Annotated in this window: 16 protein-coding genes; 13 read left to right on the plus strand and 3 right to left on the minus strand. The window is 61.0% G+C overall.

Annotated elements, in window-relative coordinates:
* Window positions 1–102: 102 nt before the first annotated feature.
* Window positions 103–552 (plus strand): cyclic nucleotide-binding domain-containing protein, encoded by a 450-nt coding sequence (locus tag LB528_RS24555; RefSeq protein ID WP_224517983.1) that lies wholly within the window; start codon window positions 103–105, stop codon window positions 550–552.
* A 70-nt stretch (window positions 553–622) separates the two neighbouring features.
* Window positions 623–1,477 carry an MBL fold metallo-hydrolase gene (locus LB528_RS24560; RefSeq protein WP_224716635.1) on the plus strand — a complete coding sequence of 285 codons (855 nt, stop codon included), beginning with the start codon at window positions 623–625 and terminating at the stop codon, window positions 1,475–1,477.
* Here LB528_RS24560 and LB528_RS24565 read toward each other — a convergent pair.
* Both LB528_RS24565 and LB528_RS24570 read right to left on the minus strand, forming a co-directional pair.
* Complete coding sequence (locus tag LB528_RS24565) at window positions 1,457–2,242, minus strand: polysaccharide deacetylase family protein (protein ID WP_224517985.1); 786 nt, start codon at window positions 2,240–2,242, stop codon at window positions 1,457–1,459. The genes LB528_RS24560 and LB528_RS24565 overlap by 21 nt on opposite strands.
* Window positions 2,239–3,327 carry a glycosyltransferase family 4 protein gene (locus LB528_RS24570; protein WP_224716636.1) on the minus strand — a complete coding sequence of 363 codons (1,089 nt, stop codon included), beginning with the start codon at window positions 3,325–3,327 and terminating at the stop codon, window positions 2,239–2,241. Before LB528_RS24570 ends, LB528_RS24565 begins: the two co-directional genes overlap by 4 nt.
* A gap of 75 nt (window positions 3,328–3,402) precedes the next feature.
* On the opposite strand from LB528_RS24570, the gene LB528_RS24575 reads away from it, so the two are divergent.
* From LB528_RS24575 to LB528_RS24610, 8 genes are all read left to right on the plus strand, one after another.
* The gene (locus LB528_RS24575; protein WP_224716637.1) at window positions 3,403–4,581 is read left to right on the plus strand and encodes a DUF3095 domain-containing protein; all 1,179 of its coding nucleotides are present in this window, start codon (window positions 3,403–3,405) and stop codon (window positions 4,579–4,581) included.
* 112 nt (window positions 4,582–4,693) lie between these two features.
* Window positions 4,694–6,037 carry a nucleotide sugar dehydrogenase gene (locus tag LB528_RS24580; protein WP_224716638.1) on the plus strand — a complete coding sequence of 448 codons (1,344 nt, stop codon included), beginning with the start codon at window positions 4,694–4,696 and terminating at the stop codon, window positions 6,035–6,037.
* A gap of 238 nt (window positions 6,038–6,275) precedes the next feature.
* Complete coding sequence (locus LB528_RS24585; RefSeq protein ID WP_224716651.1) at window positions 6,276–7,616, plus strand: adenylate/guanylate cyclase domain-containing protein; 1,341 nt, start codon at window positions 6,276–6,278, stop codon at window positions 7,614–7,616.
* Window positions 7,617–7,756: 140 nt separating this feature from the next.
* Window positions 7,757–9,652 (plus strand): ABC transporter ATP-binding protein, encoded by a 1,896-nt coding sequence (locus tag LB528_RS24590; RefSeq protein ID WP_224716639.1) that lies wholly within the window; start codon window positions 7,757–7,759, stop codon window positions 9,650–9,652.
* A complete protein-coding gene (locus tag LB528_RS24595; RefSeq protein WP_224517990.1) occupies window positions 9,649–11,547 on the plus strand; it encodes an ABC transporter substrate-binding protein in 1,899 nt (632 codons plus the stop codon). Before LB528_RS24590 ends, LB528_RS24595 begins: the two co-directional genes overlap by 4 nt.
* A gap of 2 nt (window positions 11,548–11,549) precedes the next feature.
* Window positions 11,550–12,548 carry an ABC transporter permease gene (locus tag LB528_RS24600; RefSeq protein WP_224517991.1) on the plus strand — a complete coding sequence of 333 codons (999 nt, stop codon included), beginning with the start codon at window positions 11,550–11,552 and terminating at the stop codon, window positions 12,546–12,548.
* Window positions 12,545–13,726 (plus strand): ABC transporter permease, encoded by a 1,182-nt coding sequence (locus LB528_RS24605; protein WP_224517992.1) that lies wholly within the window; start codon window positions 12,545–12,547, stop codon window positions 13,724–13,726. Before LB528_RS24600 ends, LB528_RS24605 begins: the two co-directional genes overlap by 4 nt.
* A gap of 204 nt (window positions 13,727–13,930) precedes the next feature.
* Entirely contained in the window at window positions 13,931–14,410 is a 480-nt protein-coding gene (locus LB528_RS24610) for a class I SAM-dependent methyltransferase (RefSeq protein WP_224517993.1), read from the plus strand.
* 20 nt (window positions 14,411–14,430) lie between these two features.
* Here the strand turns inward: LB528_RS24610 and LB528_RS24615 are convergent, their stop codons facing one another.
* Window positions 14,431–15,846, minus strand: a complete 1,416-nt coding sequence (locus LB528_RS24615; protein ID WP_224716640.1) for an adenylate/guanylate cyclase domain-containing protein — start codon at window positions 15,844–15,846, stop codon at window positions 14,431–14,433.
* Window positions 15,847–16,020: 174 nt separating this feature from the next.
* On the opposite strand from LB528_RS24615, the gene LB528_RS24620 reads away from it, so the two are divergent.
* The 3 genes from LB528_RS24620 to LB528_RS24630 all read left to right on the plus strand — a co-directional run bounded on the left by LB528_RS24620 (window position 16,021) and on the right by LB528_RS24630 (window position 18,910).
* A complete protein-coding gene (locus tag LB528_RS24620) occupies window positions 16,021–16,875 on the plus strand; it encodes a hypothetical protein (protein WP_224517995.1) in 855 nt (284 codons plus the stop codon).
* Between the two features lie 74 nt (window positions 16,876–16,949).
* Window positions 16,950–17,474, plus strand: a complete 525-nt coding sequence (locus LB528_RS24625) for a GNAT family N-acetyltransferase (protein WP_224517996.1) — start codon at window positions 16,950–16,952, stop codon at window positions 17,472–17,474.
* Window positions 17,475–17,524: 50 nt separating this feature from the next.
* Entirely contained in the window at window positions 17,525–18,910 is a 1,386-nt protein-coding gene (locus LB528_RS24630) for a hypothetical protein (protein WP_224716641.1), read from the plus strand.
* Window positions 18,911–18,938 lie beyond the last annotated feature (28 nt).

The following is an 18,938-nucleotide window of genomic DNA, read 5'->3' on the forward strand; positions in this document are numbered from 1 at the left end:
CCACCTCAAGTGGTTCGTATCGCCACCCGGAAACGGAATTGATTTCATCTGGGCGTCGGTTGTTCTAGTCTGGCAGACGTGAATTTTGGGAGGTTTGCGACAATGCTGCTCAAGGATGAGGTTGGGATGCTGCAACGCGTTCCCTTGTTCTCCGGCATAGAGTTGGCAAAGCTCAAGCTTCTCGCGTTCACATCCGATCGCGTAAGCTATAGCGCCGGCCAGATCCTTTTCAGGCAGGGCGACGAGGGAGACGCCGCCTATGTCATCCTTTCAGGCAAGGCGGATATTCTGGTCGATTCCGACAGCGGAACAATAAAAGTTGCCGAACTGCTGCCAAATTCGATCGTTGGCGAGATCGCAATATTGTGCAACAGCTCCCGCACGGCCACCGTCAGAGCCGCAAGTCCGGTGGAAGCCCTGAGAATTCGCAAGGATCATTTCCTGAGGCTTATGAAGGAGTTCCCGGAAATGACCATCGAGCTGGTGCGGGTCCTCGCCGATCGCCTGAGCCATACGACCGCGGACCTGATCGACGCACGGAGCGCCAAGTAAGCAGTGACGCACACTTAGTTCCCCGCCGTCGCTCCGGCTAGCAAGGGCGACTGGACCGCGAAGGAGCAGCATGGAGGACGACGTTTTCCTGGTCAGGTTTTGGGGGGTGCGCGGCAGCATTTCGGTATCGGGGTCAGAATTCTGTCGCTATGGCGGCAACACGATCTGCATTGAGATGCGATGCGGCGAGCATACGCTTCTGTTCGACGCGGGCTCTGGCCTGCGGCCTGCCGGCGGAGCGCTTCGGGCGTCGGGCGTGACCGCTTTCGACCTGTTTTTCACCCATTGCCACTACGATCATATCATCGGCCTGCCGGCTTTTAAGCCGATCTATGACCGCAGCGTCAAAGTCAGGCTCTGGTCCGGGCATCTTGCAGGGCGCATGACGACCCGGCAGATGGTCGATGAATTCATGCGGCCGCCGTGGTTTCCGGTGACGCTCGATATCTGCAAGGCAAGCATCGACTGCCGCGATTTCGCATCCGGGGACGTGCTTCGGCCGCGCGAAGGGGTGGTGGTCCGAACCGGCAGTCTTAACCATCCGGGCGGCTGCATAGGCTACCGGGTCGAATGGAGCGGCCGCGTTGTGGCGGTCATCACCGACACCGAGCACGAGCCGGGCAAGCTCGATCAGGCGGTGCTCGGCCTGATCGAAGATGCTGACCTCGTCATTTACGATTGCGCCTATACCGAGGAGGAAATGGAGCGGTACCGCGGCAACGGGCACTCGACATGGGAACAGGGCGTCAAGCTCTGCGAGGCGGCCGGTGCGCGGGAGCTCGCGATGATTCACCACGATCCGGCGCGCACCGACGAGCAACTAGACGAGATCGAGAAACTGGCCAAGGACAGGTTTGCCGGGGCTTTTGCCGCGCGGGACGGCCAGACGCTCGAATTTCCAGTCTTATCGCACAAAGCGCGCTGAGCTATTTCCTTTGCTGGCGCCGCGCGCGATCAATGTCCTGATCGGAAGCCATGCGCAGGCTTCAGTCTGTGCGGTGACCGTGAACAGCCGTTCAAGGAAAAGCCAGGCCGATCCATTGTGTACGAGATGGTGGGTGAGCAGGCCGACCGGCTCGCCGCCGTCGAATGCGTGCCGCAATTGCGCGATGATGGTCTGAACCAATATGCCGTGATCGCGGCAACCGCGCGTGCCATGCCAGTCCATGATGTCAACATTGCTGTTGATGACCGCCAGCGAAGCCGGCTTGGGCGGCCCATAGACCGACAATGCCGTAAAACCTATCGATCCAAGCTCGGATACCACGCCGGCGTCGATCCTGTTCCAGGGCGGCACAAGCATCGGAACGGCACGTGCGCCGTGCAGGCCGATTATGCGCGACCGCCCGCGAGCCATATCATCGAGCACCGCCTCGCGTGGCCGATGCGGGCCGAGCTCCTGCTTTTTCTGGCCCTCCGGCGCATGATTTCGGTGCGCCCAGCCATGGATGATGACTGTGGCATGCAGCGCCTCGTCAAGCCGGGTGACCAGCTTCCCATCAGTCAGGGCCGGAATGACGGCTAGACTGACCGGAATTGTGAATTCATCGGTGAGGTCGAGCAGCCGATCGAGCGCAGGCGTCGGATCCACGGCGTCATCGTCGCGCAGCCAGAACTCTGCCTTGCGGTCCGCCCGTTGCCAGCGCGCCAGTTCTTCCACCAAGGGTTGCCAGATTCGATCCGATGTCATGAAACCGGGATCTTCGCGAGAAGTTCGGCCAGACGCGCTGCCGCGGCACCGAGGGAGCGTTCTTCGAGGACGAAACGTCTGGCTTCAGCCGCAATGATGGTTCTTTGGTCGTTACGGGCCAGAAGTCTTTCAATGGCTGAAGCGAACGCCGTCACATCGCCCGGCGGAGTGAGGAACCCGGTCAGGCCATCCCGCACGACCTCCGGCACGCCGGCGATGTCCTGAGCCACCACCGGAAGGCCGGCGGCCTGCGCTTCAAGATAGGCTACGCCATAGGCCTCGCCGAAGCCCGGCCAGACGTAAATTCCTCCGCTGTAGAGGACATCCGGCACGGCGGCAGGCTCAATCGCGCCGAGCCATTCGATACGGCCGGCGGGCAAGCCGGCGAATTGCGCCTTGATCTCGTCACGGGCAGGCCCGCCCCCGACGACCGACATGGTCCAGGGCAGGTGACCGATCGAACCGAGCGCTTGCGCCAGCATGCGATAGCTTTCGAGTTTGTCGCCCGGGCGCATCATGGCGACGGTAACGAGGCGCGTCGGACAGCCCCGTGCCGGCGTTTCCCGGAATCCCGATGTATCGATGAATGGCGAAAGCATGCCGAAAGTGGCGCCAGGTACCGCATCCGCCAGTCCCTGGCGGTCCCTTTGCGTGAAGCATATGTTCAGCGCCGCCTGTTCGACGGCTCGCGCCACCAACGCTTGCGTATCAGTCCACAAACCGGCGTTGCGCCGCCTCGAATAGGAGGCTTCCGCTGTAACATAGGGGACAGCAAAGGCCGCCGCCAGCTCGGGCCCGATCAGGTCGGGCGCCTTGTAATAGGGATGATAAGTGAACCAGAGATCGGGCTTGCCGTCGCGATTCCAAAGCCTTGTCATCCGCGCTGCTTCCTCCCGGGCCTCGATCTTGAGCGCATCGAAACTTTTCGGCTCCGGTTCGCGTAGATAGAAGCGCAATTCAGATGCCAGTTCGACGCTATGCCCCATGCGTTCCAGCGCCTTGATCAGCGTCCGTGCCATCTGGCGGTCACCGGAGGCAACGGGATCATTGGGTGACTTCAGCGGTGCGTAGAAGGCAATTCGCATCGCCGGACCCTATCATCGGAAAGCCGGCGCAAGTCAATTTCCAAGCATGATCGACTTCACCCTTCAAGCAGTGGAATGTGCTATCTGATGCCGATGGAAACAGCTGCCGCGCCCCACCCGTTTGTCGCTTCCCTGCCGGTCTTCGCAAAGTTCGGAAGCGTCGCCGATATCGACAATTATCGGCCTCTCCCCGATGACTGGGCGCTGGCCACCGCCGACATCGTCGGCTCGACCAAGGCGATCGAGGCTGGGCACTATAAAACCGTCAATATGGCCGGCGCCAGCGTCATTTCGGCGCTGCTCAATGCGCTGGGTCGGCAAGATTTTCCCTTTGTCTTCGGCGGCGACGGCGCGCTCGTGGCGTTTCCCGGCTCGGCGCTGGAGATCACCCGCAACGCGCTTGCCGCTGTCCAGAGATGGGTGGCGGACGAACTGGGCCTGGCCCTGCGTGCCGCAATCGTGCCGATAAGGGATATAAGAGCGCAAGGACTCGACGTTCGCGTGGCGAGGTTCCAGGCCTCCGAAGCGGTCTTCTATGCCATGTTCGCCGGCGGTGGCGGCAGCTGGGCGGAAGCCGAGATGAAAGCGGGGCGCTACCGGATCGATCCCGCGCCGCCCGGCGCGCGGCCGGATCTGACCGGCCTCTCCTGCCGCTGGAACCCGATCGAAGCCCGACATGGCGAAATCGTCTCGATCATAGCCATACCGCGGGCGTCGCGCGACTTACGCGGGTTTCAGTTGCTGGTTTCCGACATCATCGCCCTTGCCGGCAGGCAGGAACGCGATGGTCACCCCGTACCGGCGGACGGGCCGGCCTACAGTTTGCTGCCCGCCGGGCTCGATATCGAGGCGCGGGCCACGGCGCCGGCTGGAAGGCGATGGCTGACGAAGCTGTGGGTAGTGTTCCTCATGACGCTTACGGCTGTCACCGATAGATTTGGCTGGACGATCGGCAGTTTCGACCCGAAGGTCTACAAACGCGACGTGGCGAGCAATTCGGATTTTCGGAAGTTCGACGACGGCTTGAAGATGACCATCGACGTGGACGCGGACGTCTTGCAACGGATCGAGAACCGGCTGAAACAGGCGGAAGAGGCGGGCGTCTGCACCTATGGCCTGCACCGCCAGAAATCGGCCTTGATGACATGCCTCGTCGCTTCGCCGCTCCAGCGCGATCACCTTCATTTCATCGATGGCGCGGCCGGCGGCTATGCGATGGCTGCCGCAAGCCTGAAGGCGAAGGCGCCGGTTTGATGACGGCTTGCGGAAACCGATCTTCCGCAATATGCCTCGGCCATGGTCCGTGGAGCCTAATGAGCCTCGCCATGGAACGGACAGCCTGTCCGAATTGACGGGAAGCAGATTTTTGGACGCCTCACGATCGATATATGACCAACTTCTAAACCGGATTTCGACACGCGCCGCGCAAGTCGGCGTGATCGGACTGGGCTATGTCGGATTGCCGCTGGCGGTTGCGGTTGCACGCGCCGGCTTCCCGGTTTCGGGCTTCGACATCGAAGCCCACAAGGTCGAGAGCCTGAACAACGGCCAGTCCTACATCGAGGCGGTGACGTCGACAACCCTTGCCGGCCAGGTGGCGAGCGGACGGTTCCGCGCCACTGCGGATTTTGCGGAACTGGCCGTCTGCGAGGTCATCATCATCTGCGTTCCGACACCGCTGACGAAAAACCGTGAGCCGGATCTCTCCTTTGTCAGGACCACGGCAGGCACCATCGCCAAGCATATGCGTCCCGGCCAGCTCGTCGTGCTGGAATCGACCACCTATCCCGGCACCACCGACGACGTGATCAAGCCCATACTGGAAGAAACCGGCTTGCGGTCGAAGATAGACTTCTTCCTCGGCTTCTCGCCCGAACGCGAGGATCCCGGCAACCGCAGCTTTGAAGTCGCGACGATCCCTAAGGTCGTGGCAGGTGACGGGATTGAAGCGGCGACGCTCGTGCAGTCTTTCTACCATAGGGTGGTCAAGACCGTCGTTCCGGTTTCCACCACCGCGACCGCCGAGGCGGTCAAACTGACGGAGAACATCTTCCGCTCGGTCAACATAGCTCTCGTCAACGAGTTGAAAGTCGTGCTCGGGGCGATGGGCATTGACATCTGGGAAGTCATTGAGGCGGCAAAGAGCAAGCCCTTCGGCTACATGCCGTTCTATCCTGGCCCCGGACTTGGCGGGCACTGCGTTCCGATAGATCCCTTCTACCTGACGTGGAAGGCGCGCGAATACGAACTGCCGACCCGCTTCATCGAGCTGGCGGCAGAGATCAACACGGCCATGCCGCGTCATGTGGTCGATGAACTGGCGAAGGCACTGGACCGGCGCTGCGGCAAGGCGCTCAGCCGCTCGCGCATTCTCATCGTCGGGCTCGCCTATAAGAAGAATGTGCCCGATATCCGCGAAAGCCCTTCATTGCGGCTCATTGAACTCATCGAGGATTGGGGCGGCAAGGCGGAATTCCACGATCCGCATGTTACCGAGATACCGACCACACGGGAGCATATGGCGATCAAGGGGCGCCGCTCGATCGAATTGACCGAGGCGATCCTGAAGGCTTTCGATGCTGTCGTCGTTGCAACCGACCACGACGCAATCGACTATCAGACGATCGCTGATCACGCCCCTCTGATCGTCGACACGCGCAATGTTTTTGGCCGCCTCGGGCTGGACCGGGAGACGGTGGTGAAGGCCTGATGGCATCTGAGCCGGCGAATTTCTTGCGCGGTATCAGGATCGTAGTTGCGTTCCGCCGGCTGCCTCGCCACATAACGGCACGAAACACAGATGCCTTTACGCCTTCCCTTTGCCGCAAAGATGGTCATCGGGGAAATTCTTCGCGCTTTTGCCCCGACGACGGCCTTGTTGACTTCGGGTGTCTTATCGTTGGTCGTTGGAACTGCAGATCAGAGTCTTCGACGGATTTCGAGATAGAATGAGCACATCGTACGCAGAAATTTCCACCACTCTCATGGATAAGGTTGCCGATTGGCTGAACCAATCGGCGCTGGCGGGCAAGGACCTGGAAACATTGGTAAATGGCTTTTGCGAACGGCTGGCTGCTGCCGGCCTGCCGCTGAAGCGGGTGCATTTGAGCTTCTCGATGCTTCATCCGCTTTATGACGCGCTTGGCTTCACCTGGGTTCGCGGCCAAGGCATGGAAGTGGAAGGCTTCCGCAAGGAGGCCGGCGTGCCGTCTGAAAGATTCCTGACCAGCCCATACTACCATCTGCTCAGCAATAAGCTCGATCATCTGCGACGCCGGCTCGACCCGCCTGTGGTGTCGGAGTTTCCTGTTTTCGACGACCTCCGGCTTATGGGCATAACCGACTACATGGCTTTCGTCCATCCCTTCAGCGGCAACACCAGTCAGGGCATGATGGGGTCCTGGTCCACCGACAGCGCCGCGGGCTTCAGCGACAGCATGATTTCGGCGCTGCTGCGCATCCAGAGCCATCTCGCTATCGCCACCAAGATGGCGGTACTCACTAAGCTCGCCGACAACATGATCACCACCTATCTCGGCGGCGACGCTGGCAGGCGCGTGCTTGACGGCCAGATCAAGCGCGGCGAGGGCGATACAATCCGGGCCGCATTGGTAATGGGAGATATGCGCGGATCGTCGAGGCTTGCCGAGACCTCCGGCCGGGAAATCTATATCGATACGCTGAACCAGTTTTTTGACGCCGTTGCCGCACCTTTCAATCGCAATGGCGGGCAGATCATGAGTTTCATTGGTGATGGCTTCATTGCCGTCTACCCTTGCGAAAGGCACCGTTCGCAGTCCGAGATCGCCTGCCAGGCTGCGCTTTCGGCCGCGCATAAGGCCAGCGCGCGTATGATGGATCTCAACCTGCGCAGAAAGGAGCAGGGGTTGTCCGACATCAAATTTGGTATCGGGCTGCATGTCGGCAATGTGATGTTCGGCAATGTCGGGCTTACCGACCGGCTCACATTCTCTGTCTTCGGCTCGGCTGTGAACGAGGTCCAGCGCCTCCAGACCCTGACCAAGAAATATCCGCACAGCGTTCTGGCCAGCAAAGACTTCGCCGCCTATTGCGGCGCCCACAGCTGGCTGACGCTCGGCCACGAGGAACTGGCTGGCATCAAGCAGAAGCTGACGGTGCTTTCACCCGATCTGTCGGGAGCTCTCGCACTCGATGAAGACAGTGCCCCGGAGCCGATTCAGGTCCGAAGATCGGACGCCGAGCAGGTCATGCTGCTTCATCGCGACGCCGCGCGCATGGCGGCGGGCGACCGGAGTAAGCTCCAGTAACCGCCACCTATCTGGGCCGATCGGCTGTTGTAGCCAGTTCGGTCGTCCCGCCCCTGACGACCGCTTCGAATCCAAGTTGCTCTGCGCTGGCAATGCGCTAGTCTCGCTTTCGGAGCTGCCAGAGTGGGGCTGGTGTAAGAATGAATTCGGCTGTCGATCTGCTGCGGATCGAAGACGTTGGCATCGCTTTTCCCATCATGGGGGGGCCGTTGCATGCCGTCAGGCGCGCAAATCTTCGCGTCCTGCCCGGTAAGGTTACCGCGCTTGTGGGGGAGTCAGGTTCCGGAAAATCGGTTCTCAGCCAGGCCGTGATGGGCATTTTGCCGAACACAGCCCATGTTCGTGGCCGGATCCTGTTTTCCGATCCTGAAAAGCCCGGCACGACGCAGGATATTCTCAAGATGTTGCGTGACGGGCCCGAAATCCGCGCGTTGAGAGGCAGCCGCATCGGCAAGATCTTTCAGGAGCCGATGACATCGCTGTCGCCGCTGCACACGATCGGCAACCAGGTCAGCGAATCCCTGCAGATTCATACGCCCATGGCCCGGGCAGAGCGCAGGGCGCGGACCGAGGAAATGCTCAGCCTTGTCGGCTTCCCCAATCCCAAGCGCGCCTATGACATGTGTCCCTTCGAACTTTCGGGCGGATTGCGTCAGCGCGCCATGATCGCCATGGCGCTTATCTGCCGGCCCGCCCTGTTGATCGCCGATGAGCCGACGACGGCGTTGGACGTCACCATCCAGGCGCAAATCCTGCAATTGCTGCGCGGGCTTCAGACCAAGCTGAACATGGCGATGCTGCTGATCACGCACGACCTCGGCGTGGTCGCGAATGTCGCCGACGAGGTGGTGGTCATCTACCATGGCGAGATCATGGAAGCGGGGCCCGTCGAGGCGATATTCCGCCGGCCAGGCCACCCTTACCTTAAGGGGCTCATGGCAGCCGTTCCGCATTTCGACCTGAAGCCTGGCGAAAGGCTAAAGGCGCTGCGCGAGGTGCCGGTGAATGTCGGAAACCTACTCGGCAAGCAGACCGCGCCGGCATCGAAGGGGCCGGACGACATCCTGCTGTCGGTCAAGGATCTGAAAAAGACCTTCACCGTCCGCAAGTCCGGATGGTTCGGCGGGGATCATCAACCCTCTGTTCGCGCCGTGGACGGCGTGAGCTTCGATATCAGGCGGGGTGAGTGCCTGGGTCTGGTCGGCGAAAGCGGCTCCGGCAAAACCACCGTCAGCAAGATCCTCATGCGGGCTGTCACCCCTAGCGGCGGCTCTGTGATCTTCAACGGCCGCGATGGACCGATCGACGTCCTCAAAGGCGAGGGAGGCGCCCTCCACACGCTGCGCGCGAAAATCCAGATGGTCTTTCAGGATCCGGTTTCGTCGCTTTCACCTCGCATGACGGTGGAGAACATCTTGAGCGAGCCGCTGGAAATCCATCAACGTGGCAATGCCGCGTCCCGACTCGCCACGGTCAAGAGCCTAATGCAGGCGATCGGGCTCGATCCGCGCTTCATCAAGCGTTATCCACATAGTTTCTCCGGCGGGCAGCGTCAACGTATCGGCATCGCGCGCGCGTTGGCGCTGGGGCCCGAACTGCTGATCTGCGACGAGCCGGTTTCGGCGCTCGATGTCTCTGTCCAGGCCCAGATCCTGAACCTTCTGAAAGACCTGCAGAGGGAGTTGGGCCTTACCTACCTGTTCATATCCCATAACCTGGCGGTGGTGGATTACATGGCAGACCGCATCGCAGTGATGTGCGGCGGGCGTATCGTCGAGCTTGCGCCGCGCAAAATTCTGCTAAGGAAACCCGTCCACCCCTACACGCGCTCACTGCTCGCCGCGGTACCCTTCCCCGATCTCGACAGGCCGATGGATTTCAAGACGCTGAAGCTCAGCGGCGCTTCCGACACCAGCGCCTGGGGACCGCAATTTCGCGATGAGGGCGAAGCGGACGTGCTGTCGCCGCTCGACCTTGGCGGCGGCCATCTCGTTCTGGCCCGACGCTCGGCCGATGCGAGCGAGCTACGCCATTGATCAGCCGGCGCGCCATCCTTGGGCTCATGGCTTCGGCGTTTGTGCCGAGCACGTTGCACGCCGGCGATCTGGAGCCGGAATTTCTTCAGCCGCTGCTGAAGGCCCTGGCGCTGCCGGCACTCGCCGAACGCCTGCCCAAGAGGCCGCGCGTGGTGAACCTCGCTGCGATCGGCCGGCAGCCCGGCCAGTATGGCGGCACGCTGCGCACGATCATCGGCAGCCAGAAAGATATCCGGATGATGACCATCTACGGATATACTCGCCTGGTCGGCTATGACGAAAAGCTCAACCTGCAACCCGACATTCTCGAAAGCTTCGACGTGGCGGACGATCGCGTCTTCACTTTCAAGATACGGGAAGGACATAAATGGTCTAACGGCAGCTTGCTGACGCCGGAGGACTTTCGCTATTGCTGGGAAGATGTCTGGCTGAACGATGAGCTTACGCAAGGCGGGCTTCCCCCGACCCTGTTGGCGGACGGCAAGCCGCCACGCTTCGAGATCGTCGATCCGCTGACGGTCCGCTATAGCTGGGATGCGCCTAATCCCGACTTCCTCCCCAAGCTGGCTGGCGCTTCGCCGCTCTCGCTTGTTCTGCCGGCCGCCTATCTCAAGCAGTTCCACAAGAAATACCAGGACGCATTCCGGCTTGCCGGCCTGATGGAGGAGAACAGGGCCAAGAAATGGACGCTCCTGCATATCCGCATGTCGCGCCAGTATCGCCCGGAGAATCCTGAACTGCCGACGCTCGATCCCTGGCAGAACCGGACCAAGCCGCCGGCCGAGCAGTTCATCTTCGAGCGGAACCCGTTCTTTCATCGAATAGACGAGAATGGCCGGCAACTGCCCTATGTTGACCGGGTGGTCATGAATGTCAGCTCGTCGGCGATCATTTCCGCCAAGACCGGTGCAGGCGAGAGCGACCTGCAATGCATGGGAATTGACTTTTCCGATTATTCATTCCTGAAGGATGCGGAGAAACGTTATCCGGTCAAGATGCATCTGTGGAAACGCACGCAGGGTTCGCGGCTGGCGCTACTGCCCAATCTGAATTGTGCCGACCAGGTGTGGCGCGGCCTTTTTCGCGACGTGCGCGTGCGTCGCGCACTTTCGCTTGCTGTGGATAGGCGCGAGATCAATTTGGCGGTGTTCTACGGATTGGCGCAGGAAAGTGCCGATACGGTCCTGCCGGAGAGCCCGCTTTACCGGCCGGAACTCGCGAAAGCCTGGGTCGCCCATGACCCCGAGCAGGCCAATGCGCTGCTCGATGAGGTCGGGCTTCAGAGGCGTGACGATGACGGCCTCCGGATACTTCCCGATGGACGCCCGGCGCAAATCATTGTGGAAACGGCTGGCGAAAGCACGCTGGAAACCGACGCGCTCGAACTCATCACCGATCACTGGCGCCAGATCGGTATCGCCCTGTTCGTCCGGACTTCGCAGCGCGACATCTTCCGCAGCCGCGCGCTTGGCGGCGAGATCATGATCTCGATATGGTCGGGCATCGACAATGGCGTGCCGACAGCCGACATGAACCCGTCCCAGTTGGCTCCCACCATGGACGACCAACTGCAATGGCCGCTGTGGGGTTCTCACTACCTGTCCCATGGGACGCTCGGCGAGGCGCCAGATCTTCCGCCTGTCGTCGAGTTGATGGCTTTGCTCAAGCGCTGGAACGCTTCGACCGGAGCCGCTGAGCGCACCGAAATCTGGCATTCAATGTTGTCGATCTACACCGATCAGGTGTTTTCGATCGGCACGGTGAACGGAACGCATCAGCCTATTCTGGCGTCCTCGCGGCTGCGCAATCTGCCTGACAAGGCGCTCTACGGCTATGACCCGACCGCCTATTTCGGTGTCTATATGCCTGACACATTCTGGCTTGGAGAGTCCTAAGCGTGCTTCGATATATTGTCTGGCGCATTGCTGTGATGGTTCCAACGCTGCTGATCATATCGGCGCTGGTGTTCACGATCATCGAACTTCCCCCAGGCGACTATTTCGACAGCTATGTTGCAGAGCTTCGGGCTCAGGGCGAAGCGGTGGATTCCGATCGCATCCAGATGATGCGCAAGGAGTATGGTTTCGACAAGCCGCCGGTCATTCGCTACTTCTACTGGGTCGGCGGGATGCTGCATGGCGATTTCGGCTATTCGTTCGAGTACGAGCTGCCGGTTCGCGACGTCATCGGGGACCGAATGTGGCTGACAGTGCTGGTTTCCTTCGTCACGATCATCGTCACCTGGCTCATCGCCTTTCCGATCGGCATGTACTCAGCCACCCATCAATACAGCTGGGGCGACTACGGTCTGACTTTCCTCGGCCTTCTCGGCCTTGCCATTCCGAATTTCATGCTGGCGCTGATCCTGATGTATTTCGCCAACATCTGGTTCGGCACGTCCATCGGACATCTCATGGACCAGCAATATCTCGGCGAGCCGATGAGCTGGGCCAAGGCGAAGTCGATCCTCGCCCATCTCTGGATCCCGGTCTTGATCATCGGCACCGGTGGCACGGCAAGCATGATCCGGCGGCTGCGCGCCAATCTGCTCGATGAGCTTCACAAGCAATATGTCGTGACCGCGCGCGCCAAGGGCCTTCATCCCTTCAAGGCGCTGGTCAAATATCCGCTGCGCATGGCGCTCAATTTCTTCATTTCAGACATAGGCTCCATCCTGCCGGCCATCATCTCCGGCGCCGAAATCACCGCGATCGTGCTGTCCTTGGAAACGACCGGGCCGATGCTGATCAGGGCGCTGCAAAGCCAGGATATGTATCTGGCAGGATCGTTCCTGATGTTCCTGGCCTTCCTGACGGTCATCGGTGTCCTGATTTCCGACCTGGCGCTGGCGCTGCTTGATCCGCGAATTCGTTTGCAGGGCGGCAGCACCAAATGAACACGCAATCGCCGCTGCCCGCGCCGGGAGCTCCACTGCAACACTACGTTTCCATTGCGCCCTTTGACCTGCAGTCAGTCGAGGCGATGACGCCTGAGCAGTCGAAAGTCTTCCAGGCGTCGCAGTTACGGCTGATGTGGTGGAAATTCCGACGGCACCGGCTTGCCCTCATATCCGGCATATTCCTCGCAGCGCTTTATCTTGGGATACTGATCTGCGAGTTCCTGGCGCCTTACAATCTGCACACGCGCAACATGGACTACATCTATTCGCCACCGCAGCGGGTGCACCTGTTCCACGACGGCCAGTTTATCGGGCCGTTCGTATATGGCCGCCAAATGAGGCTGGATATGGAAACCCTCAAGCGGAACTATATGGACAGGCAGGATGATATTCAGCGGATTCGTTTCTTCTGCAAGGGCGACAGGTACCTATTCTGGGGCTTGATCGAAGGTGACAGGCATCTTGTCTGCCCTGCCGAAAACGGCCAGCTCTTTCTGGCCGGCACCGACAGGCTGGGGCGCGATGTGCTCTCGCGCATCATTTACGGCGCACGCATTTCACTGACAATCGGCCTCGTCGGCATCGGTTTCAGCTTCGTCCTTGGCATCGTCATCGGCGGACTGGCCGGCTATCATGGCGGTATGTTCGACCTGATAGTTCAACGGATAATCGAGGTCCTACAATCGATTCCCAGCATTCCATTATGGCTGGCTCTGGCGGCGATCATGCCGATAACCTGGAGTCCGATCCTGATCTATTTCGGCATCACCGTCATCCTCGGGCTGCTCCACTGGACCGGGCTGGCGCGGGCCGTGCGTTCAAAGCTTCTGGCCTTGCGCGAGGAGGATTACGTTCTGGCGGCGCAATTGATGGGCGCCAGCAGCAGCCGCATCATCCGGCGGCACCTCATTCCCGGCTTCATGTCGCATCTGATCGCCACGGCGACGATCTCCATCCCCGGCATGATCCTGGGCGAGACGGCGCTGAGCTTCCTCGGGCTCGGTCTGAGGGCGCCGATAACCAGTTGGGGCATCCTGCTCACCGAGGCGCGCAGCGTTAGCGTGATCGCGTTCTATCCATGGCTGCTTTTGCCGATCCTCCCCGTCATTCTCGTCATCCTGGCGTTCAACTTCCTCGGCGACGGCTTGCGGGACGCCGCAGACCCCTACAAGTGACATCGCGTTGCGCCTTGCGCCGGCTACCGACTCCACCGGGCATGATCCTTCTCGGCAGCCTTTTCGGTTGTTGCAGTGTTCATCATTCGGCTCTATATGCCGCGAGGTCCGATCGGGGTTTACTACATCGCCCTCGGGCTTCAGCCGCGGATCGTTCCGGTGCCGTGCGTGCCGATCTCTTAGCTGGTTCGGGACACACACCAAATGAGTCGGCTCGAGAGTTTCATCCGCAGGCTTACCGCACAGCGCGACATTCTCGATCAAGTCTGCGCGCGGGTGGCGACCATCGAGGGCCCCGTCCTCGAGCTCGGTCTCGGCAATGGCCGGACCTTTCATCATCTGAGCGAGCGCCTGCCCGGACGCCGGATCGTTGCGTTCGACCGCGCACTGGCCGCCCACTCCAGCTCAATTCCCGAAGCTGAAAACCTCGTGCTCGGCGAAATACGCGAGACGGCGATCAGGTTCATCGGCATCGACGCCGCCCTCGTTCACGCCGACATCGGCACCGGCTATGAAGATCGCGACGCAGTGACCGCTACCTGGCTTCCCGACCTGATCGCGCGCCTGCTTCGCGTCGGCGGCATCGCCGTCAGTGGCACGCCGCTCGATCACCCGCACTTGCAACGCCTCCCGGCGCCGCCCTCGGTGCCCGCCGATCGTTATTTTATTTATGTGCGGGTGTGAGAGGCAGAGACGACCCAAGTTCAGGGGATCGTATATACTGCTATCTCCCGCTCAATGCCGCGCAGCGAGACCTCGTGCGGCACTGGCGTCAGCGCCTTCCTGTGCAGTAGATCGGCGGTAAGATTGTCGTCGACCACCGCATGAGTGGCGAAGATCGCCTGTGCGTTAGCAAGGTTCTGGACCCGCGAAGCAATGTTGACCGTCTGGCCGAAATAGTCCTGTCGCTCGTTCATGGACACGGCGATGCAGGGACCGGCATGGATTCCGATCTTGAGCAGCAGATCCTCGCGCCCGCTCTTGTCGTTGAGCGCACGCATGGCGTCGCGCATCCTGAGGGCTGCGGCAATCGCACGGTCAGGCGTCGCGAACGTCGCCATCACCGCATCACCGATCGTCTTCACCACCGCGCCAGCTTCAGCCGCGACGATCTCGTGCAGAACCTGGAAATGCGCGCGCACGAGATCGAAGGCCGAAAGGTCGCCCACCCGCTCGTAAAGCGCGGTCGATCCGCGTAGGTCGGTGAACAGGAAGGTCAGGCTGGTGATCTTCAGGCGCTGGTTGATGTCGAGCGTCTCCGTGCGATAGAGATCGCGGAACGTCTGATTGGTGAGCAGGCGCTTGGCTGTGAGGAAGGGCCGGCGTTTGCCCAGCAGATCGTGCAAGCCCTGGCCGGCGATGAAGACCGTCGGCAGCACGCGTGTGTCGGTCCTGTTCTCAAGCGAAATGCGCAACGGCCCAGGTTGCATCTCCAGCGTCTGGCTCTGGACGTGGTCGCGGTCGAACACCAACGAAAGGCTTCGGCGCTCCTTTGTCGGCTCACCCTTCACGTCGATGAACTGCACCGAATGGGTAACCGGCTCGAAGACGATGATGAAATCGGACGGAAGCTGTACTGTCAGAACCGCCTTTTCACCGGGCGCAAGCTCGATGTCCTCCAGCGAGATATCTTCCATGATTTTCGCGAAGTCTTCATCGGGTAGATCGACGCCGGACGCCCAATAGATCTGCCGGAAATATTCCAGCGACGGCAGCTCATGCGGATTGTGGGCGGCGATTCTGCGTATGCGGGGACTGACGGTGAATGTCACCTCGACCATCTCGTCGAGGGTCGGCGAATAGCCCGTGGCGCAAAGCGCGCATGTGTACTCGTCCTTCTGCACGGTTTTCAGCGTGGCGTTGGTGTCGAGCACGCCGCCGCAGCCCGGGCACAGGACATTCCAGGAGATGTCGAAGACGCCCACCCGCGCCGCGTGGAGAAAGGCGCCGATGGCGCGCTCCTCGTCGAGGCCATGCTTGCTGGCGAAGGCCGGCACATTGATACGGCAAAGCTCGCGGTCCTCGCCCTCCGCGATGGTCCGCTTGATCGCGTCGATCGCCATCGGATCGACATCGCTAGATTGCCGCAGAAGCGAGAACAGATCCTGAGCTTCGTTCATGGTAAAGGCTCCGGAAAAATGCGCCCGGGGGCGTGTTGACCGGACCGCGCTTGGTCCGAATGACGCATTTTACTTCGAAACGGACCGTACGGCCAATTCGAATAGACAAGCACGGCGACGGTCGATTTCCGTTCGACGGATTTTCTCCGACTCCAACCGGCACTATGATGGCGCATGGGCATCGATGTTTTGGGGCTCTCTCCCATGCCAAAATCCGACAATCCGCCATTTCCAGGGGCCCTGCGCCTTTTCTCCGCGGCTGTCATCATCGTCCTGATCGTGGGCGCCGGGCTGTTTTTCGCGCCCGCCCTGGTCAAGCCGCGCTGGCCCTGGCCCGTCACGCCGTTCAGCGCCCGCTTCCTCGGCGGCTTCTATACCGCCGAAATGGCGGTGATGGCGGCGCTCTTGTTCTGGAATCGCTGGTCGCCCGGCAGGCTGGTGCTGGTCATGGCCTTCATCTTCACAGTCATCGTGTCAGCGGCTTCGTTCATCAATCTGGGCTATTTCAACTTCGAACGAAAAGCGGCCTGGCTCTGGTTCCTGGTCTATCTTGTCTCGGCCGCGGTATCCGGGCTGTTCCTGTGGCGGGCCAGGGCCCGTCCTGCGGCAAAAGGAGTGGCCTTAACCCCCGCATGGCGCGGCTACATGTCAACGGAAACGACGATCCTTGGGCTATACGGCGTCGGCATGTTGCTGTTTCCCCGGGTGGTCAGCAGCAGCTGGCCGTGGCCGGTCGATCCCTTCCACGCTCAGGTCTACAGCGCCATCTTCCTCGCCGGCGCCGGCGGCGTGTATCTCCTCTGGAAAAACGCTCCGCGTGAGGAACTGCTGGTTCTCGGGCTGGCGCAATTTCTGGTTGGCCTGCTTGCCATCCTCGGCCTCATCGTCACCGACGCTACGGTGCACCGGATCGACTGGACGGCAATTGAGACATTGTGCTGGCTCGCCCTTTTCGGCTGGATCGGTTTCAGCGGCGCCTTCAAACTCTACGCCGCTTTCCGGTATTTTAGCCCGCAATCGGCATTATAGATTACGGACATGACTGGATTTTCGGGTGGCGTCCGGTGCATCGTGCCGGACCGATTGCCTTCGTCGGAAACGCTATGACCAGCACGACCCCGCCATCGTCCGAGAAGATCCAGCCGCTGCTTCGATCCGTCCGGCCAAGCGATGCGGAGGCGCTTTGCGCTATCTTTAACATGCCAGGCTTCCGCCAGGGCACTCTCAGGATGCCCTTCGAGAGGGTGGAGCAGGTGGAGCGGCGCATCGCCAAGTCCGGCCAGGAAACCACCTGGATCGTCGCGGAGCTCGACGGCAAGGTCGTCGGCCATGGCAACCTGGTCGTGCAGGATTCGCCGCGCCGCTCGCATATCGGCGAGATCAATGTCGGCCTTGATGATGCCTTTGTCGGCAAGGGCATCGGCTCTGCCATCCTCGGCGCGCTGCTTGACGTGGCCGATAACTGGCGGGCCTTGAAGCGGGTCGAATTGACCGTCTATGCCGACAACGAACCGGCCGTCCGTCTCTACACGAGCCACGGCTTCGAGGTCGAAGGTCGGCATGTGAAGGCCGGCTTTACCGACGGGCAGTACCACGACCTGCTGAGCATGGCCCGACTGCGGTTCTAAGATGCCCTGTTTCCCTTGGCGTTTGCACCACATGCGGCTAGACGGGACCAATGACCGCTGTCGCTGATCCAACCCCTACGCCTCCGATGGAAATTCTGGCTGTGTTGTCGCTGCTCTGCCCAGAAGTCGTGCGCGACGTCGAGCAGAACTGGAATGCACCGGTTTCCGATTACGCTCGCCATCTGTGGCGGCCGGTGGCGAGGCCTGTATCGGGCCCGGCGATCGCCGCCCGCTCGATCCTGCGCAACGTCCTGCGACAGCGCCTCGATGCAATCATGCAGCCTGAGGAGGTCGCCAAGGTCCTCGAAGAGTTCGAGCACAGACCGGTCCTTCAATCCGGCCTGCACTGCCTCCTCTTAATGGATCGGATTACCTTCGATGCCCTGCTGCTTGCCTGGCTCGGCGCGGTAGAAAACGGGTTGTCGGCCTTTTTCGGCTTCATGGGAACAACGATGACCATGGAGACCATTGGCCGGGAGGGGCCGGGATGGCTCGATGTCGGCGACGACAAGGTCAACCTGTTTGGCTTGGGGCGCCACAAACTGTGCCGCAAGAGCGTCTGCGTGGCCGGTCCTGTCTCCCTCAACAAGCGCGCGCTTGAAGCGGTTGGCGATGAAACGGATGGAAGCCGCTGGCGGGGCACACTGCTTGCGAGCCAGGACAAGGTGTTTGGAACCGCGGCCGATGCGCTGACGGCCCTCAATGAGGATCTGGTCGCCAACTGGGATCGTTCCGGCGTGGCCGTTCCCGTCTTCATCGATGATCGGCTCGCCGCGGCAGCCATAGCGCGGCATCTGGAACATGACGGCAGTCTTCTTTCCAGGCTGCTCACTCAGCCCGCAAGACGCCAGCGTCTCGACCATGCCTTGCAGGAGGCCGTGTCGAGTCCATTTGGCAGATTCCTGCCCAATGCCACGGACTATTTCTGGGGCATCCGCGAAGAGCGCGTGCGCAGGCTCGTCCTCGAAAACGGGCACCTGATCGAGCCCGACAGGCCGCGTGGTCTTTCCGTCCCGTTCGAGCGACCGCACCTCAGGCAGGCGCTGCTGGAGGGCGTGCTGCTGCCGAACCTATTCCTGATGTTCCTTGTCCTTGCCATATTGCCACGGGTGAGGGTCGTGGGCGGCCTGAGACAGATTGGCTATGTGGCGCTTTTCCACTTGATCCTGCTGGCCGCGCTGGACGAAAACGCACCGGAAGAGCGCGATCTGGCCGCGGAGCTGCAGATTCGGGAAAATGCCTGGGGCACGCGGGTCATCGACGAAAAGATTTCGGTCCGCGAGCAACTGGCCGGCCTGCCGGAAGGGGCGCTCTTTTCGGACCTGCTTCGGCAATACCGATTGCGGACATTTGCCGAGACGACCGACGACCTGAAACTGGTTCGCGAAAACGCCCGATGGCGCAAGATCGGCAAGGTAGCGATCAAGGCGACCTGAGGCAGTCGACGGGGGCCTGTCGGTGGGC

Source organism: Mesorhizobium sp. CA4 (genome assembly GCF_020165075.1).
Classification (GTDB): Bacteria; Pseudomonadota; Alphaproteobacteria; order Rhizobiales; family Rhizobiaceae; genus Mesorhizobium.

What these genes read in the sequence shown, in the direction of transcription:
- LB528_RS24560 (WP_224716635.1), top strand. Translation starts at nt 623, where the DNA reads ATGGAGGACGACGTTTTCCTGGTCAGGTTTTGGGGGGTGCGCGGCAGC.
- LB528_RS24615 (WP_224716640.1), bottom strand. Translation starts at nt 15,846, where the DNA reads ATGAACGAAGCTCAGGATCTGTTCTCGCTTCTGCGGCAATCTAGCGAT.
- LB528_RS24590 (WP_224716639.1), top strand. Translation starts at nt 7,757, where the DNA reads ATGAATTCGGCTGTCGATCTGCTGCGGATCGAAGACGTTGGCATCGCT.
- LB528_RS24625 (WP_224517996.1), top strand. Translation starts at nt 16,950, where the DNA reads ATGACCAGCACGACCCCGCCATCGTCCGAGAAGATCCAGCCGCTGCTT.
- LB528_RS24605 (WP_224517992.1), top strand. Translation starts at nt 12,545, where the DNA reads ATGAACACGCAATCGCCGCTGCCCGCGCCGGGAGCTCCACTGCAACAC.
- LB528_RS24630 (WP_224716641.1), top strand. Translation starts at nt 17,525, where the DNA reads ATGACCGCTGTCGCTGATCCAACCCCTACGCCTCCGATGGAAATTCTG.
- LB528_RS24575 (WP_224716637.1), top strand. Translation starts at nt 3,403, where the DNA reads ATGTGCTATCTGATGCCGATGGAAACAGCTGCCGCGCCCCACCCGTTT.
- LB528_RS24620 (WP_224517995.1), top strand. Translation starts at nt 16,021, where the DNA reads ATGGGCATCGATGTTTTGGGGCTCTCTCCCATGCCAAAATCCGACAAT.
- LB528_RS24565 (WP_224517985.1), bottom strand. Translation starts at nt 2,242, where the DNA reads ATGACATCGGATCGAATCTGGCAACCCTTGGTGGAAGAACTGGCGCGC.
- LB528_RS24555 (WP_224517983.1), top strand. Translation starts at nt 103, where the DNA reads ATGCTGCTCAAGGATGAGGTTGGGATGCTGCAACGCGTTCCCTTGTTC.
- LB528_RS24610 (WP_224517993.1), top strand. Translation starts at nt 13,931, where the DNA reads ATGAGTCGGCTCGAGAGTTTCATCCGCAGGCTTACCGCACAGCGCGAC.
- LB528_RS24585 (WP_224716651.1), top strand. Translation starts at nt 6,276, where the DNA reads ATGAGCACATCGTACGCAGAAATTTCCACCACTCTCATGGATAAGGTT.
- LB528_RS24570 (WP_224716636.1), bottom strand. Translation starts at nt 3,327, where the DNA reads ATGCGAATTGCCTTCTACGCACCGCTGAAGTCACCCAATGATCCCGTT.